At 70.5% G+C, this 25,149-nt stretch carries 24 protein-coding genes; 18 read left to right on the forward strand and 6 right to left on the reverse strand.

Annotated features, from left to right (window positions below):
* The first annotated feature begins 285 nt into the window (after window positions 1-285).
* The 4 genes from ACWDR4_RS22035 to tsaE all read left to right on the forward strand — a co-directional run bounded on the left by ACWDR4_RS22035 (window position 286) and on the right by tsaE (window position 4,310).
* Window positions 286-1,185, forward strand: a complete 900-nt coding sequence (locus ACWDR4_RS22035) for a L,D-transpeptidase family protein (RefSeq protein WP_450410789.1) — start codon at window positions 286-288, stop codon at window positions 1,183-1,185.
* 49 nt (window positions 1,186-1,234) lie between these two features.
* Window positions 1,235-2,416, forward strand: coding sequence for an alanine racemase (alr, locus tag ACWDR4_RS22040; RefSeq protein ID WP_450410791.1), 1,182 nt, complete (start codon window positions 1,235-1,237; stop codon window positions 2,414-2,416).
* A gap of 120 nt (window positions 2,417-2,536) precedes the next feature.
* Window positions 2,537-3,796: an alpha/beta fold hydrolase gene (locus ACWDR4_RS22045; RefSeq protein WP_450410792.1), complete on the forward strand. Its 1,260-nt coding sequence runs from the start codon at window positions 2,537-2,539 to the stop codon at window positions 3,794-3,796.
* Window positions 3,762-4,310 carry a tRNA (adenosine(37)-N6)-threonylcarbamoyltransferase complex ATPase subunit type 1 TsaE gene (tsaE, locus tag ACWDR4_RS22050; protein WP_450410794.1) on the forward strand — a complete coding sequence of 183 codons (549 nt, stop codon included), beginning with the start codon at window positions 3,762-3,764 and terminating at the stop codon, window positions 4,308-4,310. Before ACWDR4_RS22045 ends, tsaE begins: the two co-directional genes overlap by 35 nt.
* A gap of 450 nt (window positions 4,311-4,760) precedes the next feature.
* Here the strand turns inward: tsaE and ACWDR4_RS22055 are convergent, their stop codons facing one another.
* Complete coding sequence (locus ACWDR4_RS22055) at window positions 4,761-5,321, reverse strand: hypothetical protein (protein ID WP_450410795.1); 561 nt, start codon at window positions 5,319-5,321, stop codon at window positions 4,761-4,763.
* Window positions 5,322-5,431: 110 nt separating this feature from the next.
* Here ACWDR4_RS22055 and tsaB point away from each other — a divergent pair, with 110 nt between their 5' ends.
* The 7 genes from tsaB (at window position 5,432) to ACWDR4_RS22090 (ending at window position 10,727) form a co-directional block, all read left to right on the forward strand.
* Window positions 5,432-6,088 (forward strand): tRNA (adenosine(37)-N6)-threonylcarbamoyltransferase complex dimerization subunit type 1 TsaB, encoded by a 657-nt coding sequence (gene tsaB / locus ACWDR4_RS22060; RefSeq protein WP_450410796.1) that lies wholly within the window; start codon window positions 5,432-5,434, stop codon window positions 6,086-6,088.
* Complete coding sequence (gene rimI / locus ACWDR4_RS22065; RefSeq protein ID WP_450410798.1) at window positions 6,085-6,639, forward strand: ribosomal protein S18-alanine N-acetyltransferase; 555 nt, start codon at window positions 6,085-6,087, stop codon at window positions 6,637-6,639. The genes tsaB and rimI overlap by 4 nt, the downstream gene beginning before the upstream one ends.
* Window positions 6,632-7,762: a tRNA (adenosine(37)-N6)-threonylcarbamoyltransferase complex transferase subunit TsaD gene (tsaD, locus tag ACWDR4_RS22070; RefSeq protein WP_450410800.1), complete on the forward strand. Its 1,131-nt coding sequence runs from the start codon at window positions 6,632-6,634 to the stop codon at window positions 7,760-7,762. The genes rimI and tsaD overlap by 8 nt, the downstream gene beginning before the upstream one ends.
* Window positions 7,759-8,031, forward strand: a complete 273-nt coding sequence (locus ACWDR4_RS22075) for a hypothetical protein (RefSeq protein ID WP_450410802.1) — start codon at window positions 7,759-7,761, stop codon at window positions 8,029-8,031. Before tsaD ends, ACWDR4_RS22075 begins: the two co-directional genes overlap by 4 nt.
* Window positions 8,032-8,249: 218 nt before the next feature.
* Complete coding sequence (locus tag ACWDR4_RS22080; RefSeq protein ID WP_450410805.1) at window positions 8,250-8,753, forward strand: SigE family RNA polymerase sigma factor; 504 nt, start codon at window positions 8,250-8,252, stop codon at window positions 8,751-8,753.
* Window positions 8,754-8,787: 34 nt separating this feature from the next.
* Window positions 8,788-9,789 (forward strand): hypothetical protein, encoded by a 1,002-nt coding sequence (locus ACWDR4_RS22085; RefSeq protein WP_450410806.1) that lies wholly within the window; start codon window positions 8,788-8,790, stop codon window positions 9,787-9,789.
* Entirely contained in the window at window positions 9,786-10,727 is a 942-nt protein-coding gene (locus ACWDR4_RS22090; RefSeq protein ID WP_450410808.1) for a DUF3152 domain-containing protein, read from the forward strand. The genes ACWDR4_RS22085 and ACWDR4_RS22090 overlap by 4 nt, the downstream gene beginning before the upstream one ends.
* Before the next feature lie 24 nt (window positions 10,728-10,751).
* On the opposite strand, the gene ACWDR4_RS22095 is transcribed toward ACWDR4_RS22090, so the two are convergent.
* From ACWDR4_RS22095 to ACWDR4_RS22110, 4 genes are all read right to left on the reverse strand, one after another.
* Complete coding sequence (locus tag ACWDR4_RS22095) at window positions 10,752-13,064, reverse strand: beta-xylosidase/alpha-l-arabinosidase (RefSeq protein ID WP_450410809.1); 2,313 nt, start codon at window positions 13,062-13,064, stop codon at window positions 10,752-10,754.
* Window positions 13,065-13,129: 65 nt separating this feature from the next.
* Window positions 13,130-14,035, reverse strand: coding sequence for a carbohydrate ABC transporter permease (locus tag ACWDR4_RS22100; RefSeq protein ID WP_450410811.1), 906 nt, complete (start codon window positions 14,033-14,035; stop codon window positions 13,130-13,132).
* A gap of 4 nt (window positions 14,036-14,039) precedes the next feature.
* The gene (locus ACWDR4_RS22105) at window positions 14,040-14,933 is read right to left on the reverse strand and encodes a carbohydrate ABC transporter permease (RefSeq protein WP_450410813.1); all 894 of its coding nucleotides are present in this window, start codon (window positions 14,931-14,933) and stop codon (window positions 14,040-14,042) included.
* Entirely contained in the window at window positions 14,930-16,291 is a 1,362-nt protein-coding gene (locus tag ACWDR4_RS22110; RefSeq protein ID WP_450410815.1) for an ABC transporter substrate-binding protein, read from the reverse strand. Before ACWDR4_RS22110 ends, ACWDR4_RS22105 begins: the two co-directional genes overlap by 4 nt.
* Before the next feature lie 141 nt (window positions 16,292-16,432).
* Here ACWDR4_RS22110 and ACWDR4_RS22115 point away from each other — a divergent pair, with 141 nt between their 5' ends.
* From ACWDR4_RS22115 to ACWDR4_RS22135, 5 genes are all read left to right on the forward strand, one after another.
* Entirely contained in the window at window positions 16,433-17,485 is a 1,053-nt protein-coding gene (locus tag ACWDR4_RS22115) for a LacI family DNA-binding transcriptional regulator (RefSeq protein WP_450410817.1), read from the forward strand.
* Between the two features lie 182 nt (window positions 17,486-17,667).
* The gene (locus tag ACWDR4_RS22120; RefSeq protein ID WP_450410819.1) at window positions 17,668-19,005 is read left to right on the forward strand and encodes an endo-1,4-beta-xylanase; all 1,338 of its coding nucleotides are present in this window, start codon (window positions 17,668-17,670) and stop codon (window positions 19,003-19,005) included.
* 76 nt (window positions 19,006-19,081) lie between these two features.
* Window positions 19,082-20,164: an LCP family protein gene (locus ACWDR4_RS22125; RefSeq protein WP_450410820.1), complete on the forward strand. Its 1,083-nt coding sequence runs from the start codon at window positions 19,082-19,084 to the stop codon at window positions 20,162-20,164.
* A 110-nt stretch (window positions 20,165-20,274) separates the two neighbouring features.
* On the forward strand, window positions 20,275-20,631 hold the full coding sequence (locus ACWDR4_RS22130; RefSeq protein ID WP_450410821.1) for a YciI family protein: 357 nt from the start codon (window positions 20,275-20,277) through the stop codon (window positions 20,629-20,631).
* A gap of 107 nt (window positions 20,632-20,738) precedes the next feature.
* On the forward strand, window positions 20,739-21,989 hold the full coding sequence (locus ACWDR4_RS22135) for an RNA polymerase sigma factor (protein ID WP_450410943.1): 1,251 nt from the start codon (window positions 20,739-20,741) through the stop codon (window positions 21,987-21,989).
* Between the two features lie 101 nt (window positions 21,990-22,090).
* On the opposite strand, the gene ACWDR4_RS22140 is transcribed toward ACWDR4_RS22135, so the two are convergent.
* The gene (locus ACWDR4_RS22140) at window positions 22,091-23,281 is read right to left on the reverse strand and encodes a THUMP-like domain-containing protein (protein ID WP_450410822.1); all 1,191 of its coding nucleotides are present in this window, start codon (window positions 23,279-23,281) and stop codon (window positions 22,091-22,093) included.
* Between the two features lie 126 nt (window positions 23,282-23,407).
* On the opposite strand from ACWDR4_RS22140, the gene ACWDR4_RS22145 reads away from it, so the two are divergent.
* Both ACWDR4_RS22145 and ACWDR4_RS22150 read left to right on the forward strand, forming a co-directional pair.
* A complete protein-coding gene (locus tag ACWDR4_RS22145) occupies window positions 23,408-24,298 on the forward strand; it encodes a polysaccharide deacetylase family protein (protein WP_450410824.1) in 891 nt (296 codons plus the stop codon).
* Window positions 24,295-25,047 carry a polysaccharide deacetylase family protein gene (locus ACWDR4_RS22150; protein WP_450410825.1) on the forward strand — a complete coding sequence of 251 codons (753 nt, stop codon included), beginning with the start codon at window positions 24,295-24,297 and terminating at the stop codon, window positions 25,045-25,047. Before ACWDR4_RS22145 ends, ACWDR4_RS22150 begins: the two co-directional genes overlap by 4 nt.
* Window positions 25,048-25,149 lie beyond the last annotated feature (102 nt).

The following is a 25,149-nucleotide window of genomic DNA, read 5'->3' on the forward strand; positions in this document are numbered from 1 at the left end:
ACCCCCAAAAACCCGGTGGGGTGGGGGGGGGGGGGGGGCGGGGGGGGGGGGGGTAAGAGACGGGCTCAGCGCGCTCGTCCTCAAACGCCGGACGGGCTGGAGGGTGCCGGCCGGGGATGGATGGGTGCCGGTGAACTGGCGGGTGCGTTGAGACGCCTCGACCCCCGCTGATCAGTTGGCAGCAAACGGGTGGGTGGGCGGGAAACACGGCCTGGGAGAGGCGGTCGGGTGACCCCGCCGCGCGGCTAACCCCGGGACACCTGACCCCCGCGTTCTCCTGATCGCATGATGAGCAGAAACATCACACACCGGTGCCTGGCCGTGGCCCTCCTCGCGCTGACCGCCCTCCCCGCGCTCCCCACCCCCACCGCCCTCGCCGAGTCACCGCCCCCACCCTCCCCCGGCCCCATGGGCGACCTCGTCCCCGGCGTACGCCCCGCACCCTCCCAGCCCTGGACCTTCGACACCCCGGACCAGGTGCTCGCCCCGCAGGTGTACACCCCGACGGAGAAAGAGGACGCCGTCGAACCGGCCGACGCCGCGCAGGGGACGTACGACCTCATCGAGTACGTACCGCTCAACGACGCCGCCCGCAAAGTGGCCTGCTCCAAGCTCACCGGGCCCTACCAGCGACAGGTCGAGTACTGGCTGAAGCTGAAGGTGGACGGGAAGCAGTCCGCCGCCGACTGCCGGGCCATCCGCGCGTTCCAGGTCAAGTACAAGATCAAGCCCGCCATCGGGTTCGCGGGGCCCGTCACCTGGTCCCGTATGCAGTTGCTGTCCGCGCGGAAGAATCCGAACGCCGCCGGCAAGTGCCCCGTACGGACCTACCGCGTCGCCTGTGTCGACCTCGGGCGCCAGCTGACCTGGGTGCAGAAGGGGAAGAAGGTCGTCTACGCGCCCGTGCCCGTCCGGACAGGGCGGGCCGGATACGCGACCCGGGGCGGCTGGCACAAGGTGTACTGGAAGCACAAGAACCACCACTCGACCCTCTACGACACCCCTATGCCCTACTCCCAGTTCTTCAGCGGCGGCCAGGCCTTCCACGCCGTCTACGGCAGCATCTACACCACCGTCGGCTCCATGGGCTGCGTCAACATGCGGCTCGCCGACGCACGGAAACTGTGGAGCGTGCTGAAGACGGGCGACCGGGTGTACGTGTGGGGACGGCGGGCCGCGGGGTAGCCGAGAGAATGGTCAAGAGTCCCTCTGAGACACTGGGGGCGCCATGAGCATGAGTGAGACAGCAGCCCCGCCCACCGCAGCCCTGCGTGCCCGCGCCGAGATCGATCTGGGCGCCCTGCGGGCCAACGTACGGACCCTGCGTGCCCGCGCGCGCGGCGCGGCCCTGATGGCCGTCGTCAAGGCCGACGCGTACGGCCACGGCGCGCTCCGGTGCGCCCGGGCGGCCGTCGAGGCGGGCGCCGACTGGCTCGGCACCGCCACCCCCGAGGAGGCGCTCGCCCTGCGGCAGCCGGACTCCGGGATCTCCCGCGACGTCCGGATCATGTGCTGGCTCTGGACGCCCGGCGGGCCCTGGCAGGCCGCCATCGAGGCCGACATCGACGTGTCGGTGGGCGGGATGTGGGCCCTGCGGGAGGTTGTTGAAGCTGCCTCTGCCGCTCATCGGCCCGCTCGCGTCCAGCTCAAGGCCGACACCGGGCTCGGGCGCGGCGGCTGTCAGCCGGGGGACGACTGGTGCGCGCTCGTCGCCGCGGCCCTGCGCGCCGAGCGGGACGGGCTGATCCGGGTCACCGGGCTCTGGTCCCATCTCGCCTGCGCCGACGAACCCGACCACCCCTCCATCGGCGCCCAGCTCACCCGCTTCCACGACATGGTCGCGTACGCCGAACGGCACGGACTGCGGCCCGAGGTACGGCATCTCGCCAACTCGCCCGCCGTGCTCAGTCGTCCGGACACCCACTTCGACCTCGTACGGACGGGGGTGGCTGTGTACGGGATCTCGCCGAGCCCCGAGATCGGGACCTCCGCCGACCTCGGCCTGCGCCCCGTGATGACGCTGGCCGCCTCGCTCGCGCTGGTCAAGCACGTACCGGGCGGCCACGGCGTCAGCTACGGACACCACTACGTCACCCCCGGCGCCACCACCCTCGGTCTCGTCCCCGTCGGCTACGCGGACGGCATCCCGCGTCACGCCTCCGGCACCGGTCCCGTACTGATCGGCGGCAAGTGGCGGACCGTGGCCGGGCGGGTCGCCATGGACCAGTTCGTCGTCGATCTGGGGGGAGACGAGCCCGAGGCGGGCGCGGAGGTCCTTCTCTTCGGGCCCGGTGACCGCGGTGAGCCCACCGCCGAGGACTGGGCGCAGGCGGCCGGGACGATCGCGTACGAAATCGTCACCCGCATCGGAACCCGGGTACCGCGCGTCTACGTGAATGAGCAACAAGAGGGGTAGGCGCTGGAGAGTTTCTTCGGCCGAAGGCACGAGTAACCCCGGCCACTCCAGCAAGCCCAACAAGTTCAGCAAGCCCAGCAACTTCAGTGACAGTTCCAGAATTCCAGCGAGGAGCGGTACGTGAGCGAGAGCAGTGCGGAGGTCGTCGCGAGCGCCGCCACGGCGGCCGTGGCCTCCGTCACGGGGGCGTCGGCCGGCAACTGGCGCCGGGCGACCGGCATCGTGGGCGTCGCCATAGGAGTGGTGGCCGCCGGTGCCGCCGCGGGCGTCGCCGTCGAGCGGATGACCGTGGGGCGCGGCATGCGCCAGCGGGCGCGGCTCGCGCTCGACTCGGCGGGCCCGTACGGCGCGCTGCGCGGCACCCCGGGCAAGGCGTACGCCGACGACGGCACGGAGCTGTACTACGAGGTCGACGACGTCGACCCGGCGGCGGCACCCGCCCTCACCCCGCGCCGGCGCCGCCTCTTCGGACGCAAGGCCCCGGCCCCCGTCACCGTCGTCTTCAGCCACGGCTACTGCCTCAACCAGGACTCCTGGCACTTCCAGCGGGCCGCCCTGCGCGGGGTCGTGCGGAGTGTCTACTGGGACCAGCGCAGCCATGGCCGGTCCGGGCGCGGCACCGCCCAGGTCGAGGACGGGGTGCCCGTCTCCATCGACCAGCTCGGGCAGGACCTGAAGGCCGTGCTCGACGCCGCCGTGCCGGGGGGGCCGATCGTGCTCGTCGGGCACTCCATGGGCGGGATGACCGTCATGGCCTTCGCCGACCAGTACCCGGACGTCGTACGGGAACGGGTCGTCGCGGTCGCCTTCGTCGGTACGTCGTCGGGGCGGCTCGGCGAGGTGAACTTCGGGCTGCCCGTCGCGGGCGTGAACGCCGTACGGCGGGTGCTGCCCGGCGTACTGAAGGCGCTGGGGCAGCAGGCCGAGTGGGTGGAGCGGGGACGGCGGGCCACCGCCGATCTCTTCGCGGGGATCATCAAGCGGTACTCGTTCTCGTCGCGGGACGTCGACCCCGCCGTCGCCCGGTTCGCCGAGCGGATGATCGAGGGCACGCCCATCGATGTCGTCGCCGAGTTCTACCCGGCCTTCACCGAGCACGACAAGACCGAGGCCCTCGGCCACTTCAAGGATCTGCCCGTGCTGGTGCTGGCCGGGGTCGGGGACCTCGTCACGCCCAGCGAGCACAGCGAGGCCATGGCCGACCTGCTGCCGGACGCCGAGCTGGTGCTCGTGCCGGACGCCGGGCACCTGGTGATGCTGGAGCACCCGGAGGTCGTCACCGACCGGCTCGCCGACCTGCTCACCCGCGCGGGTGCCGTGCCGGCAGGGGCTACCGTTTCCGGTTATGGAAGCACCAGCGGCAGCGCACAACCAGGCTGAGTCCCCCTTGTCCGCCTCCTTGTCCTCCCCGGACCCTCAGTCCTTCGAACTCGTCGTCGACTCGCCCGACGAGATGCGGGAGTTGGGTCTCCGGCTCGCCAAGCTCCTCCGGGCCGGCGACCTGGTGATGCTCACCGGTGAGCTGGGCGCGGGCAAGACGACGCTGACGCGCGGGCTCGGCGAGGGGCTCGGGGTCCGGGGTGCCGTCACCTCGCCCACCTTCGTGATCGCCCGCGTCCACCCCTCCCTCGGCGACGGTCCGCCGCTCGTCCACGTGGACGCGTACCGGCTGGGCGGCGGTCTCGACGACATGGAGGACCTCGACCTCGACGTCTCGCTGCCCGAGTCGGTCATCGTGGTGGAGTGGGGCGAGGGCAAGGTCGAGGAGCTGACCGACGACCGGCTCCATCTCCTCATCCACCGGGCTGTCGGCGACACCACCGACGAGGTACGGCACGTCACCCTCACGGGGGTGGGGGAGCGGTGGGCGTCGGTTGACCTGAGCGCCGTATGAACGTCGGCGCGAACGGTGGTGGGAACGTCGGCGTGAACGTTTGCGTGAATGTTCCGACAATCGGTCGGCAAGATGTTGCGTTCGGGGTCTTGTGCGTGGTCACATGGTATCCAGTCCGTGGTTAGGTTTACCTAACTACGTCCGCCCCCGGGCCTCAGGAGGCGTCCATGTCGGCTACCGAGAGCACGCCGCCCGCGTCGAAGCGGTTTGCGGTGCCTGGGGTGTCCATGCGTGAGCTGTTGGCTGCGGGGGTGGCTGCTCGGGCCGTCTCCACGCCTCCGCGTGTTCCCGATGTGCCGCCGGTTCAGGAACGGCCCAAGGCCGCTTAGGTGCTCGGTTCGCCGCGGCGCCGTCGTGGCTGGTCGCGCCCGCGCGGCGGAGCCGCATATCGATACAGCCCCGCGCCCCTGAAAACAGCTCCTCGCGCCCCTGAAATAACGGGGACCCGAGTCAGTGGATTACTACGACCCTTTCTCCGATCGTTGCGAACTCCCACATCGCCGTTCCGTCCGGGCGGGTTTCCCGGATGCCGCCTGTGCGGGCCTCCGGGTCCAGTTCCGGTTGGGGGGCCGTGGTGTCCACCGCCGCGCTGAAGCCGATGGCCACGCCGTCGACGCCCGTGAAGCGGACGACGTGTTCGATCGGGATGCCGTCCGTGCCCGTGATCGAGTTCGAGCGGGACGTGACGAGGTAGCTGCCCGGCGCCGGGTCGACCGTGCCCGGCGTGACGGTGAAGGTGCGGAGCACCCTGCCGTTCGTGCCGACGATCCACACCCGGTCGTCGTCCAGGGAGTACACGACCCGCTTGCCCTTGCCGGTGCCGCCCGGCAGGGCGTCGGGGTGCCGGGTGTCCCGGGGGACCTTGGAGGTCGTCACCGGTGTTGAAGAGGACAGGCGCTCGGTGCCGGGACGTTGCGGGGCGGTCGCGGAGGCCTGGTAGGTGAGGAAGCCGACCGTGGCGAGGGCCGCCACGGTGAGCCCGCCCACGAATCCCGAGCTGCTCCTGGTCACCGGCGCCCACCTCTTCGTCTCGTACGTCCCGTTTTGTGGCGACGGTAGCAGCAGCCGTACCGCCGACCGGGGCGGCCGTACGCGGGGCGCGGGCGCCGTAGGCTGTTCGCGTGCTCTTGCTCGCTCTGGATACCGCCACCCCGGCCGTCACGGTCGCCCTGCACGACGGGACGGCCGTCGTCGCCGCGTCGAGCCAGGTCGACGCGCGGCGGCACGGGGAACTGCTGCTGCCCGCCGTCGACCGGGTCCTCGCCGAGGCGGGCACGGGCCTCGACGCCGTCACCGGCGTCGTCGTCGGCATCGGCCCCGGCCCCTACACCGGGCTGCGCGTCGGCCTGATGACCGCCGACACCTTCGGTCTCGCGCTCGGCGTCCCCGTACACGGCGTCTGCACGCTCGACGGCCTCGCGTACGCCGCCGAGGTCAAGGACGGCCCCTTCGTCGTGGCGACCGACGCCCGCCGCAAGGAGGTCTATTGGGCCCGCTACAGCGACTCCCGTACGAGGGTCACGGAGCCGTCCGTGGACCGGCCCGCGGACATCGCCGACCAGGTCGCGGGCCTGCCCGCCGTCGGCGCGGGCGCCCTGCTCTACCCGGAGACCTTCCTGGACGCGCACGGGCCCGAGCACGTCTCCGCCGCGGCCCTCGCCGCCCTGGCCGCCGAACGGCTGGCGGCGGGCGTCGAACTCCCCGCCCCCAGACCCCTCTACCTGCGCCGCCCCGACGCCCAGGTCCCCAAGAACTACAAGGTGGTCACCCCCAAGTGACGACTGCTGTGCTGCGCGAGATGCGCTGGTGGGACATCGAGCCCGTACTGGAACTGGAGAAGGACCTCTTCCCCGAGGACGCCTGGTCCCGGGGCATGTTCTGGTCCGACCTCGCCCACGCGCGGGGACCGGAGGCGACCCGGCGGTACTTCGTCGCGGAGGACGAGGGGGCGGACGGGAGCAGGCGGATCATCGGGTACGCGGGGCTCGCCACCGCCGGTACCGAATCCGACAGCGGCTCCGCCACGGGCGCCGACGTACAGACGATCGCCGTCGCCCGTGAGCACTGGGGCACCGGGCTCGGTGCCGTGCTGCTGACCGAGCTGCTGCGGGCGGCGACCGCGTTCGAGTGCGCCGAGGTCATGCTGGAGTGCCGGGTGGACAACGTACGCGCGCAGAAGCTGTACGAGCGGTTCGGCTTCGAGCCCATCGGGTTCCGGCGCGGCTACTACCAGCCGGGGAACGTCGACGCCCTGGTGATGCGCCTGCGTGATCCGTCGGCGGCAGTCCCTTCAGCCCCTTCAGCACAAGGAACCGAGAGCAATGGCTGACTCCAAGGACGTCCCGCTGGTCCTCGGCATCGAGACCTCCTGTGACGAGACCGGCGTCGGCATCGTCCGGGGAACCACGCTCCTCGCGGACGCCATCGCGTCCAGCGTCGACGAGCACGCCCGGTTCGGCGGTGTCGTGCCCGAGGTCGCCTCCCGCGCACACCTGGAGGCGATGGTGCCGACCATCGAGCGGGCGCTGAAGGAGGCGGGGGTCAGCGCGAAGGACCTCGACGGCATCGCCGTCACGGCCGGTCCCGGGCTCGCGGGCGCCCTGCTGGTCGGGGTCTCGGCGGCGAAGGCGTACGCGTATGCGCTGGGCAAGCCCTTGTACGGGGTGAACCACCTCGCCTCCCACATCTGCGTCGACCAGCTGGAGCACGGGCCGCTGCCCGAGCCGACGATGGCCCTGCTGGTGTCCGGCGGCCACTCCTCCCTCCTCCTCTCCTCGGACATCACGTCCGACGTACGGCCGATGGGCGCGACCATCGACGACGCGGCCGGCGAGGCCTTCGACAAGATCGCGCGGGTGCTGAACCTGGGCTTCCCCGGCGGTCCGGTCATCGACCGGTACGCGCGGGAGGGCGACCCGAAGGCCATCGCGTTCCCGCGCGGACTGACCGGGCCGCGTGACCCGGCGTACGACTTCTCCTTCTCCGGGCTCAAGACGGCCGTGGCCCGCTGGATCGAGGCGAAGCGCGCGGCGGGGGAGGACGTGCCGGTGCGTGATGTGGCGGCCTCCTTCCAGGAGGCGGTGGTGGACGTACTGACCCGGAAGGCCGTACGGGCCTGCAAGGACGAGGGTGTCGACCACCTGATGATCGGCGGGGGCGTCGCCGCCAACACGCGGCTGCGCGCACTCGCCCAGGAGCGCTGCGAGGCGGCCGGTATCCGCCTCAGGGTGCCCCGGCCCAAGCTGTGCACGGACAACGGCGCGATGGTGGCCGCGCTGGGCGCCGAGATGGTCGCCCGCAACCGGGCCGCCTCCGACTGGGACCTGTCGGCGGACTCCTCACTGCCGGTGACCGACCCGCACGTACCGGGCCACAGCAACAGCCACAGTCACAGCCACACGCATTCGCACGACCATGTGCACGAGGTGAGCAAGGGGAACCTGTACACGTGACCGTCGTGCTGATGTGGGAGGCCCGGGCCGTCGAGGGGCGCGGGGCCGAACTCCTCGCCTGGGCACGGGCGCAGGCGCTGGCGGCGACCCCGGTGCGCCGGGAGACCCTCCGCGCTCCGCAGGACCGCGTCCTCGTCATCACGTGGTGGGACGCGGAGTACGACGCCGACCTGCCCGAACTCCCCGAGCCGGACGGGGAGTTGGTGACGCGGGCGGTGCACCGCTGGCGGTTCGAGTCGGTGGACGCGCGGTCCACGTTCGCGCAGTAGCGGGCGTTCGCCGACGCCGCTCTCCCCCTTCCCGGGGCCCCACCCGTACCGGATCAGAATTTTCCCGCATCCCCTTCAACCTTTCCGCCCCGAACACGCTCAAGAACAGGTGAGGGCGATACCTGTGAGGCGTGTGAGGGGCGTGATGTGTATGAGGCACGTGAACCAAGCAACAGCCACGGCCGTACGCATGACGGGAAACGGGAGCGGGAGGGTGGATGTCGGCGACGGTCCGGCAGCGGGACTTCGAGGAGTACGCGCGGGCGGGCCGGCAGCGCCTGTACCGGACGGCGTATCTGCTCTGCGGCGACCGCGAGCACGCTCGCGACCTGGTGCAGTCCACGCTGGCCCGCCTCTTCCAGCACTGGCACCGGGCGAGCCGGGCCGACCACCTCGACGCCTACGCCCGTACCGTCCTGACCCGGCTGTTCCTGCACGAGCGCCGACGCCGGCTGCGTGACCTGCTCGCCCACGCCCGCCCCGACCCCGCGCCCGCCGCGCCCAGACCCGAGCTGCGCGTCACGCTCATGGCGGCGCTCGGTGAACTCCCGCCCCGGGCAAGGGCGATGGTCGTCCTGCGCTACTGGGAGGACCTGAGCGTGTCGGAGGTGGCCGCGCAGCTGCGGTGCAGCGAGTCCACCGTCAAGAGCCAGTGCTCCCGCTCCCTGACCCGGCTGCGCGCGGAGCTGGGCGACGCCCATGTGTACACCGCCGAGTACTGAACACCCGAACACCTCAGTGCTGAGAGGAACTTCCGTGCACGAGACGCCCCCCGGCCGCCCGCACGGGCCCGAGCCGGACGCCGGGCCCGACGACGCGCTCGTCGGGGAGCTGAGGGAACTGATGGAGCGGGCCGCCGCCGGCCTCGCGCCGCTGCCCGATCTGACGCAGGAGGCGGTACGGCTGGGCGGGCGCCGTCGGATCCGGGCGCGGCTCGCCGTGGTCGGCGCGGTCGCCGGGGTCCTCGCGGCCGGGGGCATCGGCTCGGCCGCACTCGGCGGCCTGGGCAGCGCCGCGTCGCAGCCGGTCGGCCCGGCGGTCGCACCGCCCACCGCGACCCGGCCGCCGGCCGTGCCGACCCCCGTCCCCGCCCCCTCCATGCCCATGCCCATGCCCGCGTCCGCGACGCCATCGGTGTCCGTGCCCACGGGCACGACGGAGGCCCTCGGCCGGGCAGAGGTGGCGGCGGCACTGACCGTGGCGCTCGGCGACCTGATCGGGACCGTCTCCCCGGACGGCGTCGACCTCTTCGCCGGCCGGATCGACGGGCACACCTTCCCGGTGACGTTCCAGGTCATCCAGGGGGCGGACGCCCTCGGCGAGTGCCCGGACCCGCCCGACCAGGCGGTGACCTGCCGTACGGCATGGCTGTCCGGCCGGATCGAGGCGAGGCTCCTCGTCACGGGCGCCGACCTGCCGGGCGGCGAGTCCCTCGGCATCAGTTACCGCTACCTGGAAAGCACCGTGAAGCTGACCGTCGGCTCGGACACCGACGCCGGGGTCTCCCCGCCCGTCACCGCGGACCAGCTGGTGGTCGCGGCGGGCAGCGAGGCCATGCTGGCCGCAGTGAAGTACGAGCTGAAGTACGCGGCGAGATACGCGGAGAAGGCGGAGGCGAACTCCTCGGGCGAGGCGTCCGGCTCCCCGTCCTTCCCGGCCCCGGACGCCACGACCGAACCCTCCACCGCCGAGCCCTCTCTGGCAGGCGACCCGAACGACACCGACAGCGCGAGCGAGACAGGCGGTTCCTCCCGATGAGTGAGCAACGACGTGCAGCGGACGGTCCGCGCGGCCGGGTCGCCTTACGGCGGCAACGCAAGCAGCGGGTCCGGCTCGGCGCGATCGGCGCCACGGTCTGTCTCGCCGCGCTCGGTACGGCGGCGGTGCCGCTGCTCCTGCCCCGGCTGCTGCCGGACAACGCGTCGCAGGCCGGTTCCCCGGAGGCGGTCCGGACGACCACCGAGCCCACCCCGGACCCGGGAACGTCCGCGACGAAGGGTGCCACGAGTTCGCCCCCCGACGACTCCACCGTCGCCGGGTCCCCCGACCCCTCCGAGTCCCCGGCCGCCAGCGGTACTTCGGGGTCCGGGAAAGGCTCCGGGACCGGCTCCGGAAAGGGCTCCTCCTCGACGCCCGCCATCCCCGCCTCCGGCCCCGGCACCTTCGACACGGCCCCGGTCACCGTCACCGGGCCCGCCTCCGGTACGCCCTTCCGCGTCCAGGTCGAGGACGGCGCCGGCGTCGACCCGACGGACGCGGCCCGCCAGATCGGCGCCATCCTCAACGACCGGCGCGGCTGGGGGCAGGCGGGCGCCACCTTCCGCCAAGTCACCGGCGCGGAGGCCGAGTTGACGTTCAAGGTCGCCACCGCGAGCACCACGGACAAGCTGTGCAACGTCCAGCAGCCGCAACACATCGGCGAGGTCAACTGCCGGGCCGGCGTCAACGTGGTCATCAACCTCAAGCGCTGGCAGCTCGGTTCCCCCGAGTTCGACGGTCCGGCGACCGAGTACCGCGCCCTGATCGTCAACCACGAGGTCGGCCACTGGCTGGGCCGAGGCCATCTGACCTGCCCGGGCGCCGGCCAACCCGCGCCCGCGATGATGCAGCAGATCGACGGCCTCAAGGGCTGCGTGTCGAACGCCTGGCCGTACGACACACAGGGCCGCTACCTGGACGGCCCCGCTGTGCCGTAGCGGAGGAGAGAGGGGACCGGCCCGCTAAGGGCCGACCTCCGTCTCGCACCGCAGCCGCCGCTCCGCCCCCAACTCCCTTACCGCGCCCACCAGCCGCACCCGGGCCGTATGCCGCACCTCCGCACTCGACGCCCCCAACCGCAGCTCCAGCGCCCCCGGTTCGACGACCCGACGCCCCGCGCGATCCGTGAACGCCGAGAGATCCGCGTGGAACCAGAACGTCACCCGGCGCGCGGCCCCCGACGCCAACTCCAGCCGCTGGTAACCGATCAGCCGGACATCGGGCCGGGTCACCGAGGCCACCGGATCGTGCAGATACAGCTGCACGACCTCGGCCCCGGCCCGCGCCCCCGTGTTCCGGACGGTCACCGACACCTCGTAGGACCCGTCCGTCCCGATCTCCGTCTCACCTGTCTCCTCTCCCGCGAAGTCCTCCCAGGCGAACGAGGTGTACGACAGCCCGTGCCCGAAGGGATACAGCGGCGTCGGGTCCAGGCTGCTGACCTCGCCCGCGAGCCCCAGCGGCGGCTGGAGATACGTCCACGGCTGGCCCCCGCGCTCCCTCGGCACGCTCACTGGCAGCCGTCCCGACGGGGTGACGCGGCCCGACAGCACTCCCGCGACCGCCGGGCCGCCCTCCTCCCCGGGGAAGAACGCCTGCACCACCGAAGCCAGTTGACCGTGCCAGCGCCCCAGCGCGTACGGCCGTCCGGTGAGCAGCACGAGCACCACCGGAACCCCCGTCGACACGAGCGCGTCCAGCAACTCGGCCTGTACGCCCGGCAGTTGCAGGTCGGCGACATCGCAGCCCTCGCCCGAGGTGCCCCGCCCGAACAGTCCCGCCCGGTCGCCCAGCACCGCCACGCACACATCCGCCTCGGCGGTCCGCGCCACCGCCTCCTCGAAGCCCGAGGTGTCCGGCCCCGAGGTGTCGCAGCCCTCCGCGAACGTCACCTTGGCGTCCGGGAGTTCGGTGCGCAGGGACTCCAGGAGGGTCGGGATGTCGAGCCCCACCGGGATCTCCGGATGGCTGGGCAGGACGTGCGAGGGGAAGGAGTAGCAGCCCAGCATGGCCAGCGCGTCCGCAGCCCTCGGCCCGACGACCGCGATCCGCGTGTCCGGGGCGAGGGGGAGCAGCCCGCCCGGGTTGTCCAGCAGTACCACCGACTCCTCGGCGATGCGCCGGGCCAGCGCCCTGTTCCCGGCCGAGTCCAGGTCGATCGGCCTGCCGTCCGGCTCGGGCCGCCAGTCCTCGTCCAGCAGCCCCAGCTCGCACTTCTGCGCCAGCACCCGCCGCGCCGCCCGGTCCACCAGCGACTCCGGCACGTCTCCCGCCCGTACGGCCGTCACGAGCGCGTCGCCGTAACTCCGGATCGTCGGCAGCTCGACATCGATGCCGGCCGCCAGGGCGACATGGGCGGCCTCGGCCGGCGTACCCGCGACCCGGTGCAGGGTCTCCAGGAAGCCGATGCCGAAGTAGTCCGAGACGACCGTGCCCGTGAACCCCCAGTCCTCGCGCAGGAGTTGGGTGAGCAGCTGCGGGTCGGCGGAGGCCGGGACGCCGTCCGTCTCGTTGTAGGCGGCCATCACCGAACGTGCCCCGCCCTCGCGCAGCGCCATCTCGAACGGGGGGAGTGTCACGTCCGCGAACTCCCGCACCCCCGCCCGGACGGGAGCGAGATTGCGGGCGCCGACGGAGGACGCGTACCCGGCGAAGTGTTTGAGCGTGGCGATGATCCCAGCCGACTCAAGCCCCCGCACGTACGCCGACCCGATCGTCCCCACCAGATACGGGTCCTCGCCGATCGTCTCCTCCACCCGGCCCCAGCGCGGATCCCGTACGACGTCCAGGACCGGGGCGAGGCCCTGGTGGACGCCGACCGAGGCGAGGTCGCGGCCGATGCGGGCGGCCATCTCCTCCACCAGCTCGGGGTGGAAGGTGGCGCCCCAGGCGAGCGGGACCGGGTACGCCGTCGCCTGCCAGGCCGTGAAGCCCGCCAGGCACTCCTCGTGGGCCAGCGCCGGGATGCCGAAGCGGCCCGCCTCCGCTATCCGGCGCTGGGCGCGGGCCAGTGCCTGCGCGCCCAGCGCCGGGTCCACGGGGGCCGTACCGAAGGGGCGGGTGAGCTGGCCCAGGCCTCGGGTGATCAGCTCGTCCCACTGGTAGTCGGCGGTCATGTCGTGCTGGTGCGGGGCGACGCCGTGGCCGTCGGTCGAGGCGCCCACCCAGACGCCGTACAGCTGGGCGGTCTTCTCCTCCAGGGTCATCCGGGAGAGCAGGTCGTCGACGCGGGCGTCGGCGGACAGGGCGCGGTCACGCCAGGGGGCGGTCGTCATGAAACTCCTGTCAGAGTCTGCGAGTTGACGGGGTGCGTCTGCACCGGCCGCATCGTCGGTGCCGCTCATTTGCCGCCCATGCCCATCAGGCCGCCGATCAGCGCGCGCCGGGCCACCAGGTAGACGGCGAAGATCGGGATGCCGGAGAGGACGACCGACGCGAGCAGGGCGGGGATGTTCACGCCGAACTGGCTCACGTAGTTGAAGAGGCCGAGGGTGAGGACGCGGGGTTCGTCGGACTGGGTGAAGATCAGGGGGAAGAGGAAGCCGTTCCAGGCTTGCAGGGCCGCGTAGATCACGACGGTGCTGATACCGCCCTTGGCCAGCGGGATCGTCAGCTGGAACAGCATGCGCAGGGGAGAGGCGCCGTCGAGGGCCATCGCCTCGTACAGGTCCTCCGAGATGTCCCGCAGGGTGCCGGTGAGGACCAGGACGGAGACCGGCATCGCGAAGGCCGCCGTCGGCAGGATCACCGCCAACAGGCTGTCGTACAGGTCGAGTTTGGCGATGAGGAGGTAGAGGGGGACCACGACCGCCTGGGCCGGGATGGCCACCCCGAGCAGGAACAGCCGGAAGGCCGCGCCCGACCAGCGGGTGCGGGTGCGCACGGCGACGTACGCGAGCGGGACGCAGAGCCCGAGGACGATGCCGACGACCGTGACCGCGACGATCACCGTGTTGCTGAGCAGATGCCCGAAGCCCGAGTTGAGGACGGTGTTGTAGTTGTCGAGGGTCGGATCGGTGGGCGGTTTCAGGGGGTTGCCGGTGAGGGACTTGTCCTGGCTCGTGAGCGAGGCCGACAGCATGGCGTAGATCGGGACGAGGACGATCACCAGCCAGACGGCCGACCCCAGACCCGAGAGCGGATTGGCGCGCCTGGTCCAGTGCCGGCGACGACGACGGCTGTTCGGCTGAGGTCGCTCAGGGCGCTCGTCGGTGGCCGCCGGACGGGGAAGCGTGTCGTGTGACACTCCGTCACATCCCTTCACGCGTACTGCGCATGCCGCCGAAACCGGTCAGCCGGACGAGCAGCAGGGACAGCCCGGTGGCGGCCAGCACGAGGGCGGACGCGATGGCGCTCGCGTAGCCGAAGTCGTACGTCTTGAAGCCCGCCTCGTACATCAGGTACGGCAGGATCGCCGTGTCCGTGCCAGGCCCGCCCTTCGTCAGGATGAGCACCGTCTCGAAGTACGTCAGCGAACCGACGACGATCAGCACGGTGGACGTCGTGATCGTGTGCCGCAGCTGCGGGAGCGTGATCGAGAAGAACTGGCGGTAGCGGCCCGCCCCGTCAATTGCCGCGGCCTGGTACAGGACTTGGGGGATCTGGCGGGCCCCGCCCTGGTAGATCAGCGTGTGGAACGGGATGAACTGCCAGCCGCCGACGAACACGATCGCGAGGAACGCGCCGCTGGACGAGCCGAGCGTGTCCTTCTGGATGATTCCGAAGTTCGGGTCGAGCAGGGCGTAGAAGAGCACCGAGATGGCGGTCGAGGAGAGCAGGAACGGCACGAAGAAGATCGCCGAGAGGACGGCCCGGTTGCGCTGCCGGCCCGCCGCCCACACCCCGAGGAGCAGCGCCACGACCGTCTGGAACGCCCAACTCGCCGCCGTCAGAAGGACGGTGAGGATGAGGGACTGGGTCAGGCGTGGATCGTCCAGCAGCTTCTGCCAGTTGGCGAGACCGACCGGCTTGGGGTCGCCGAGGCCGTCCCACTTGGTGAAGGAGAGATAGAAGGCCAGGGCCATCGGGACGATCGCGAAGAAGGTGAAGAAGAGCACCGCGGGCAGCGCCCAGACGGCACTTGGCCGCCCGGCCCGCACCTTGCCTCGCTTGGGGGACGCCACGGCCGGGTCCGTGACGCTCACTTCAACCCCTTGCACGCCGACACGAACTGACTCGGCGACGACTTGCCCGTGAACAGCTTCCCGATCTCCGTGTGCATCTTCGTGCCCAGCTCGTCGCCGAGCGCCTGGTCCCAGGAGAGCGTGAACGCCGGTGCCTGCTCGACCATGTCGTACTGGAACTTGGCGTACTCGGGGTTGGGCGCGGAGGACAGCAGCGCCGCCGCGTTGGAGGTGGTCGGTACGTCGCCGAGGGCGACCAGGTCCTTCGCGTACGCCTCGGACGCGCAGTCCTTGAGGAACGCGATCGCCGCGTCCTTGTTCTGCGTACGGGGGTTGATGGACCAGTAGTTGGTGGGGTTCCCGACGACGTTGCGGACGTCGCCGACGCCGTCCTCGATCTCCGGGAAGGCCGCCCAGCCCAGGTTGGACTTGGCGAAGTCGGGGAACTTGCCGAGCTGCGTCGAGTACTCCCACGAGCCCATCAGATGCATCGCCGCCTTGCCCTTGGCGAAGACGGCCGGGGCGCCGCCGTTGACGTACGACACCGAGGTGAACTTGGAGCCGAAGGCGCCGTCGTCGATGAGTTCCTTCACCATCTCGGCGGCCTTCAGGACCGCCGGGTCGCCCCAGCCCTCGGCGTCGCCGTCCTGGATGCGCTTGAAGACCTTGGGCCCGCCGATCCGGTCGACCAGGTATTCCAGCCACATCAGCTCGGGCCAGACGTCGGAGCCGCCGAGGGCGAACGGCGTGATCTTCGCCTTCTTCAGCTTGGTGTTGATGTCGAGCAACTCGTCCCAGGTGGTGGGCGGTTGGAGCTTCTGCTCGGCGAAGACGGACTTGTTGTAGAAGAGGATCACCGGCTGCATCCCGCGCATCGGTATGCCGTAGTGGCGGCCCTTGAGATCCCCGGCGGCGAGCACGGAGGGCAGGAAGCCGTTCTTGAGCACCGGGTCGTTCTCGATGATGTCGGTCAGGTCGACGACCTTGTCGGCCGCCTGGTACGCCTTGATCGAGCCGCCGCCCCAGTTGAAGAAGACGTCCGGGGCACTGGGCGACCCCATCGCCGTACGCAGCTTGGGCAGATAGTCCGAGCCCGGGATCTTCTCCAGCTTGACCTTGCCCTTGGCCGTCTTGCTGGCAGCGGACTTGTTGAACCGGTCGACGGCCGCCTGCTGCACCTTCACGGCGTCGTCCCCGTACACGAACGCGGTGATGGTCCCCCCGCCCCCGCCCGAACCCTCACCCGAGCCGCACGCGCTCAGCCCGGTGGTGAGCAGGGCGGAGGCACCGGCGCCGAGCACCCAGCGCCGGCTGAACGCCGTACCGCCGGCACCGATGGCTCCGCCGGTACCGGTGGACCGCCCTCTGTTGGACTCCATGACAGCACCTCTCGCGAATGTTCTGACCGAAACCTGACTGAGTCTCTGCACGAATCTTTCGGATGGTACGTCGAATGTTCCGGGAACTTATGGTGGGACAGGGGCTTCGTCAAGAGGTCGCGCAGGGATACGATCGCGGCCATGAGACCCTCGAAACCCGCTGAAACGCAGACGACACCGCAGTCCACCCAGACCGCGACGCTCGCCGAGATCGCCCGCGAGGCAGGCGTCTCCGCTCCGACTGTTTCGAAGGTGCTCAACGGCCGCGCCGATGTCGCCCCCGCGACCCGGACCCGCGTCGAGGACCTGCTGCGGGCGTACGGCTACCGCCGCCGCCGAGCCGAGGCGACCCGCTCACCACTCATCGACCTGGTCTTCCACGAGCTGGAGAGCGCGTGGGCGATGGAGGTCATCCGGGGTGTGGAGAACGCGGCGCGGGAGGAGGGCCTGAGTGTCGTCCTCTCCGAGAGCGCGGGCCGCCTCACCCCGGGCCGCACCTGGGCCGACCAGGTCGCGGCCCGCCGCCCGCACGGCGTGATCCTCGTCCTCTCCGGCCTCGACGAGTCCCAGCGGGCGCTGCTGACCAGCCGTTCCATCCCGTTCGTGGTGATGGACCCGGCGGGCGACCCCGGCGACGACGTGCCCTCGGTAGGTGCGACGAACTGGCAGGGCGGCCTGGCAGCCACCCGCCACCTGATCGAACTGGGCCATACCCGCATCGCATCGATCAGCGGCCCGTCCCGGATGATGTGCAGCCGCGCCCGCGTCGACGGCTACCGCGCCGCCCTGGAAACGGCGGGTCTCCCGGTCGACCCCGACCTCCTCAAGGTCGGGGACTTCCACCACGAGACGGGCTACCGCGCCGGCCTCGAACTCCTCCGCTCCCCGAACCGCCCGACCGCCGTCTTCGCCGGCAACGACCTCCAGGCCCTCGGCCTGTACGAGGCCGCCCGCGAACTGGGCCTGCGCATCCCGGAGGACCTCAGCGTCGTTGGCTTCGACGACCTCCCGATCGCCCGCTGGGTCGGCCCCCCACTGACGACGGTCCGCCAGCCCCTGATGGAAATGGCAGAAACGGCGGCGAAGCTGGTCCTGGACCTGGGGAGAGTGGAGGGCACCCCAGGCGCAACAAGGGTGGAACTGGCAACAAGCCTGGTGGTACGCAACAGCACGGCAGCACCGCCGGCTGTCTGAGAGGCGGCGGGGCAGCCTACCTAGGGGCGCGGGGCTGTATTTATTTGCGGCTCCGCCGCGTGGGCGCGACAAGCCACAACGCACCCGCACCCAAAACACAACCCATTGACGCCTAACGCAACTCCCCCCACACTGCCCCGAAGTCAATCGGTACACCAACCGAAACTTTCGGAGGCACCCGCATGAGACCCTCCAGAACAGCCTTAGCCCTCCTCACCGCCGCAGCCACCACCGCCACCCTGCTCCTCGCCGGGACGGCAACCGCCGCAGACCCCCCACTGCGCGACCTCGCCACCGCCAAGAACAAAGTCATCGGCACAGCAGTAACCGGCTCCAAACTCACCGGAACGTACGGCGACACAGCCGGCACCCAGTTCAACTCCCTGACCCCCGGCAACGCCATGAAGTGGGAGTCCGTAGAGCCCACCCGAGGCACCTACAACTGGACCGAGGCCGACCAGATAGTCACCTTCGCCCAGGCCCACAGCCAACAGATCCGCGGCCACACCCTGGTCTGGCACAGCCAGAACCCCACCTGGCTCACGAACGGCACCTGGACCCCCGCCCAGCTCACCACCATCCTCCAGGACCACATCACCACCGAAGTCACCCGCTACAAGGGCCAGTTGGCGGCCTGGGACGTGGTGAACGAGCCCTTCAACGAGGACGGCACGTACCGCTCGACGCTCTGGTCCACCAACCTCGGCACCGACTACATCGCCCAGGCACTGACCTGGGCGAGGGCGGCCGACCCGACGGCGAAGCTCTACATCAACGACTACAACGTCGAGGGCGTCAACGCGAAGAGCACGGCCCTGTACAACCTGGTCAAGTCCCTGAAGGAGCGCGGAGTACCGATCGACGGAGTGGGACTCCAGGCCCACCTGATCCTCGGCCAGTACCCCTCGACCCTCCAGCAGAACATCCAGCGGTTCGCCGATCTGGGCGTGGACGTGGCGATCACGGAACTGGACATCCGTATGCAACTCCCCGCCACGGACGCCAAGTTGACCCAGCAGGCGGCCGACTACAAAGCCGTCATGGACGCGTGCGTGGCCGTGACGAGGTGCGTCGGCGTGACCGTCTGGGGCTTCACGGACTCCGACTCCTGGATCCCGGACGTGTTCGACGGATACGGCGCGGCAACCCCGTACACGGAGTCGTTCACCCCGAAACCGGCGTACTACGCGATCGCCCAGTCACTCGGCGGCACCCCTTCCACCGAGGGCTGCACGGCGACGTACACGGTCCCGAACCAGTGGAACACCGGCTTCACGGGACAGGTGACGATCGCCTGCTCCGCCGGCCGGTCCCTGTCGTCGTGGCGGGTGAGCTGGACGTACGGCGCGGGACAACAGCTCACGCAGGCCTGGAACGCCACCTGCACCCAGTCGGGGACGGCGGTGACCTGCGCGAATGCCTCGTACAACGGGACGGTGCCGAGCGGCGGTTCGGTGAGTTTCGGGTTCAACGGGACATGGAGCGGGAGCAACCCCGTACCAACAGTGACGCTGGGCTGAGAAGTGTGAGATTTTCCGAAGAATGCCGGGCTTGCGCCTCCGCTCGTAATAATTCGGACGTACGTTCCTCCCTGTGATGGGAGAAGAGGAACAGACGTCGGACGACGACGGGGGCGCGGAGAGACAGGCAGCCCGGCAGCCGGGCCGGCGGCCGTCACGCTGGTTGAAGGCCGTCGGTTTCACACTGGCCGGCACCCTGGTGCTCGCCGCCGCAGGCGCGGGGTACGTCTACTGGCACCTGAACCGCAACATCAAGAGCGTCGACATCAACACCGCGCTCGGCGACAACCGCCCGGCCAAGACCCAGTCACTGCCGTCGACGGGCGCGTCCGCCTCGGCGACACCGCTCCCGAGCGAGGCGCTGAACATCCTGGTCCTGGGCTCGGACTCGCGCAGCGGCAAGCGCAACCAGGCGCTCGGCGGCGGCAGCAGCGAGGGCGCGCGGTCCGACACGGCGATGGTCGTCCACCTGGACGCGGGCCGTACGAAGGCGACGATCGTGAGCATCCCGCGCGACACGCTGGTCACGCGCCCGTCCTGCCCCCTGTCGGACGGGGGTTCGACGGAGGAGGCGTACGGGGTCATGTTCAACACGGCGTACTCGGTCGGTGGCCCGGTCTGCGCGGTCAAGACGGTCGAGTCGATGACGAACGTGCGCATGGACCACTACCTGGAGATCGACTTCGCCGGCTTCGCGGACCTGGTGGACGCGCTGGGCGGCGTCACCGTCACCACGGACGAGGACATCCACGACGACGACAGCCACCTCGACCTGACGGCGGGCGAACACCACCTCGACGGCACCCAGGCCCTCGCGCTGGCCCGTACCCGGCACGGCATCGGCGACGGCAGCGACCTGGGCCGGATCGGCCTCCAGCAGAAACTGGTCAAGGCCCTCCTCCAGCAGATCTCCTCGACGAACCTGCTGACCAGCCCGGCCAAGCTGTACAAGGTCGCCGACGTGGCGACGGGCAGCCTGACCACGGACACCGGCCTGGACTCCCTCAGCGAGCTGATGAGCCTGGGCAAGAGCCTGCAGGGCCTGTCGGCGGACGCCCTGACGACGGTGACGATGCCGGTGGTGACGGCGGCGTCCGACGCCAACCGGGTGGTCGCGGAGGAGCCGGAGGCGGCGGAGCTGTGGGCGACGTTGCGGTAACGGGAAAAGTTCTCCGGAGACCGTGTCGATCCGTCCCCTCCCCGTTCGACGTTGTGGTGAGAGCCCGGAAAGGAAAAGGAACCGGGCCCGCCCAATCGCAGGAGGACCCCATGCCCCGCTACCTGTCCCTCGTGAAGATCGACGAGGCCACCGCCCCCGCCGAAGGCCCCAGCCCCGAGCTGATGCAGCGCATGGGCGAGCTGATCGAGGAGATCACCAAGGCCGGCGTGATGCTCGACACCGCAGGCCTGACCCCCACCGCACAGGGCACGCGCGTGCACTGGCAGGACGGCAGGATCTCCGTCACCGACGGCCCCTTCACGGAGTCCAAGGAGATCGTCGGCGGCTACGCCATCATGCAGTGCAAGGACAGGGCCGAGGCCCTGGAGTGGACCAAGCGCTTCCTGAAGGTGCACGAGGAGTACTGGACGGTGACCTGCGAGGTACGGGAGATCGCCGAGGGCTGAGCGGCTGAGCGTTCCTTGGCCCCGAGCCCGCGAGGGGTGTCTGATGGTGGGCTGTGACACCAAAGCGCACACAGCCCACCCACCCCACCGAGGACCCGCGCGGAACCATCGAAACCGTCATCGAGACGGTCTTCCGCCTGGAATCCCCCCGGATCATCGCGGCCGTCACCCGCACGGTCCGGGACATAGGAATCGCCGAGGAACTGGCCCAGGACGCCCTGGTGGCCGCGCTCGAACAGTGGCCCAGGGACGGCGTCCCCGACAACCCGGCCGCCTGGCTCATGACCACAGCCAGACACCGAGCCGTGGATCTGATCCGCCGCCGCGAAACGTACGCGCGCAAGCTGCGGGAGATCGGCCGCGACCTGGAGACGACGGTCTCACCGACCGAACCGCCCACCCCCGACGACATCGACGACGACCTGCTCCGCCTGGTCTTCACCGCCTGCCACCCGGTGCTGTCCGCCGAGGCCCGTATCGCCCTCACCCTCCGCCTCCTCGGCGGCCTCACCACCCCGGAGATCGCCCGAGCCTTCCTGGTCCCGGAACCGACGGTCGCCCAACGAATCGTCCGCGCCAAACGAACCCTCGCGACGAAGAACGTCGCCTTCGAGGTCCCGTACGGCCCCCAGCGCGAGGCCCGTCTCGGCTCGGTCCTGGAGGTCATCTACCTGATCTTCAACGAGGGTTACGCCGCCACAGCCGGCGACGACTGGCTGCGCCCCGCCCTCTGCGAGGACGCCCTGCGCCTGGCCCGCGTGCTGTCGGGCCTGATGCCCAAGGAACCCGAAGTGCACGCGCTGACCGCCCTGTTGGAGCTGCAGGCGTCCCGCTCGGCGGCCCGCACGGGACCGACCGGTGAACCGGTACTCCTCAAGGACCAGAACCGCTCCCGCTGGAACCGCATGTTGATCGCCCGAGGCTTCACGGCCCTGGCCCGAGCGGAAGCGGCAGGCGCCACGACATCGACATCAGGCCCGGGCCCGTACACCCTCCAGGCCACCATCGCCGCCTGCCACGCCCACGCCCCCTCCTACGACGCCACGGACTGGCCCCGCATCGCCGCCCTGTACGCGGCCCTCGCCGCCCGATCTCCGTCCCCGGTAGTGGAGTTGAACCGAGCGGTGGCCGTATCGATGTCCGAAGGCCCGACCGAGGCCCTCCAGATCATCGACACCCTGACAACCAACCCGGCCCTACGTGACTACCACTTGCTCCCCAGCGTCAGAGCAGACCTACTCCAACGCCTCGGCCGCAGAGCGGAGGCAAGAGCAGAATTCCTAAGAGCAGCAGAACTAACCCAGAACGAAAGAGAACGGGACTTGCTACGAACGAGGGCAAGGGAATGCGCCCCTTAGAGGCGCGGGGCGCGACATCACACCCCCGCACGAGCGCGCCCGATAGGGGCGCGGGGAACTGCGCGACAAGCCCCCACCGGCCCGCAGGCGTAGAACTACCCTCAACGCACAGGATGCCCGATCAACATCGCCGGCGCCCCCGCCACCCGAGTAAGGAAAACCGTCGCAGAATTAGGCCCAGAAAGCTTCACCTTCTTCCGCAACTCCTCCGGCTCAACAGCAGACCCCCGCTTCTTCACGGTCAACACCCCAACCTCCCGCTCCCGAAGCAACGCCTTCAACTTCTTCACCCCAAAAGGCAGTTGATCGGTGATCTCATAAGCAGAGGCAAAAGAAGTACCCCGCAACTCATCCCCCGTCACATAGGCGATCGTCTCGTCGATGAGCCCCCCACCCACCTCCTCGGCCACCTCCGCCACCAGATGCGCCCGAATGACCGCACCGTCGGGCTCGTACAAGTACCGCCCCACAGAACGCACTTGAGGATCGGGCAACCCGCGCCCGTCCAGAACGCAAGGCCCAGGCAGCAGAGTTGCCCGCACGGACCCAGCCCCCAGCCTCGCCCCGAACCACAGCACAGCCTCCTTCACATCCCCGCCGTCCGAGATCCACTCGGCCCCCGCCTCGCCGGGAATCGCCTCGTGCGGCACACCGGGAGCGATCTTCAGCGCGGCCAGCGGAGCTTTCCTCGCCGCCCCCACGGCCCACGACAACGGCGGCGAGTACGCCTCGGGATCGAAGATCCGCCCCCGCCCACCACGCCGCCCAGGATCGACGAACAAGGCGTCGTAGGCGGAGACGTCGACATCAGCGACATCCGCCTCCCGCACCTCCACCAGCCCCCCGATCCCCAGCGCCTCGACGTTCGCGCGCGCGACGGCGACGGTGAGCGGATCCCGGTCCACGGCGAGAACACGAATGCCCGCCCTGGCGAGCGCGACCGCATCGCCCCCGATCCCACAGCACAGGTCGGCGACGGAGGCCACGCCCAACTCCCTGAACCGCCCCGCCCGGTACGCGGCCACGCTCGCCCGCGTCGACTGCTCGACCCCGTTGGGCGTGAAGAACATCCGCCCGGCGTCCCCGGCACCGAACTTCGCCACCGCCCGCTGCCGCAGCCGTTCCTGCCCGAGCGCCGCCGAGACCAACTCGGCGGGATGCGCGCGGCGCAGCCGGGTGGCGACGGCCAGTTCACGGGCCGGCTCGGTACCGCGCACCTCGTCGAGGAGAGCGCGGCCCTCAGGGGTGAGCAGGGCGGCGAAGGCGGAGAGGGGAGTGGCGAGGTCGTTCACCGGCTCATTGTGGGCCAGCCGGTGGACGGCGCGCTTCCGGCGGCGGTGTCGGCCGTACTCCACAGCCACGCCCTGGAAAGATCCGGCACCATGCGAACAGTAGGACAAACATACAAAAACAGGTCAATGATCCGTGCGGGAATCGCCGCGCTCACCGTGGCAGCCCTGGCCGCCGGCTGCGCGGAGAGCGACACCCCACGGAAGAGCACCCACCCGGCCCCCGGCCAGGAACTCCGCCTCCACGCACCCCCGGCCCGCGCCTTGGACACGTACGCCCGAAAGCTCGGCCGGGCGCACGCGGCCCGCGCAGCCGCCGCCAAACGCTGGGGCCTGACCGCACCCCCACTCATCGCACCCCCACCCCCCACCCGCAAACCCCACCTCACCACCCGCAAGGGCTTTGAGGTCGACGACCACGAGGAACGCGGCCTGCCGCCCGTCTTCACCACGATCCCGACCCGCCACAAGGTCGTCTTCCTCACGATCGACGACGGCGCCGAGAAGGACCCGGCGTTCCTGCGGATGATGAGCGAACTGAAGATCCCGTACACCGCCTTCCTCAGCGACTACCTGGTCAAGGAGGACTACGGCTACTTCAGGAAGATGCGCGACCTGGGTGTCGTACTCAACAACCACACCCTCAACCACCGCTACCTGCCCGCCCTCTCCTACGAGCGCCAGCGCACCGAGATCTGCGGCATGCAGGACGTCGTCAAGAAGCGCTACGGCACCCGCTCGACCCTCTTCCGCCCGCCCTACGGCAACTACGACGAGGACAGCCTGCGTGCCGCGAAGTCGTGCGGCGTGAAGCACGTACCCCTCTGGAACGCGGAGGTCTTCGCCGACCACTGGGACTACCGCGAGTGGGACCGGGACATCCACCCCGGCGACATCGTCCTCAGCCACTTCCGGGGCAAGGGCGACGGCAAGGGCACGATGCCCGACATGGTCCGCCGCTTCATGAAACTCGTCACAGCCAAGGGGTACGCGGTGGCCCGCCTGGAGGACTACCTGTGACCGCGCGCGCCCTGACCGCCACCGCCCTGGCCGCCGCACTCCTGACGGCGTCGCTGGCCGGCTGCGCCCGGTCCGCGGACCCCGTCGAACGCCTGGACAAGAAGGCGACCCACCCGACCGGCACCGACTCCCAGGCACACCGCCGCTGGGGCCTGCCGACCCCCCTGCGTCCGGCCCCACCCCCCTCCCCGCACGTTCGCCCCCGCACGGCGGGCCCGGGCCTCCCCCCGGTCGTCGACCACATCCCGACCCACGACAAGGTCGTCTTCCTGACCTACGACGACGGCGCCGAACGAGACCCTCGGTTCGTCGACCTGGTCCGCGAACTGCGCCTCCCGGTCAGCATGTTCCTCACGGACAGCGTGGTCGGCCCGGGCTACGGCCACTTCGCCCGCCTGCGCGAGGTCGGCGCGAACGTCCAGAACCACACCCTGGACCACCAGTCCCTGCGGGGCCTGCCGTACGCCGGCCAGCGCGCCGAGATCTGCGGCCAGCAGGACAAACTCCGTGAACGCTTCGGCATCCGCCCCCGCCTCTTCCGCCCACCTCACGGCATCTACGACACGACGACCCTGCGAGCGGCTGCGGACTGCGGAGTCTCGGCGGTGGTCCTCTGGACCAAGCGGCCGAGCCTCCGCCCGGGCGACATCCTCCTGGTGGGCCCACCCCAGGTCGAACAGACCCTGAGGCTGCTCAGGGAGGTGCAGGAGAAGGGGCTGAGGGTGGGACGCCTGGAGGACTACCTGTAGGGCTGCCCGCGGCGCCATTTCGGTGCACCGCGTCGCAGGGAATTAGCAGTCCGCTTGACCGAGTGCTAATCGCAGTCATAGTCTCAGGTCTGGCACTCCCCC

Source organism: Streptomyces sp. NPDC000878, assembly GCF_053599695.1.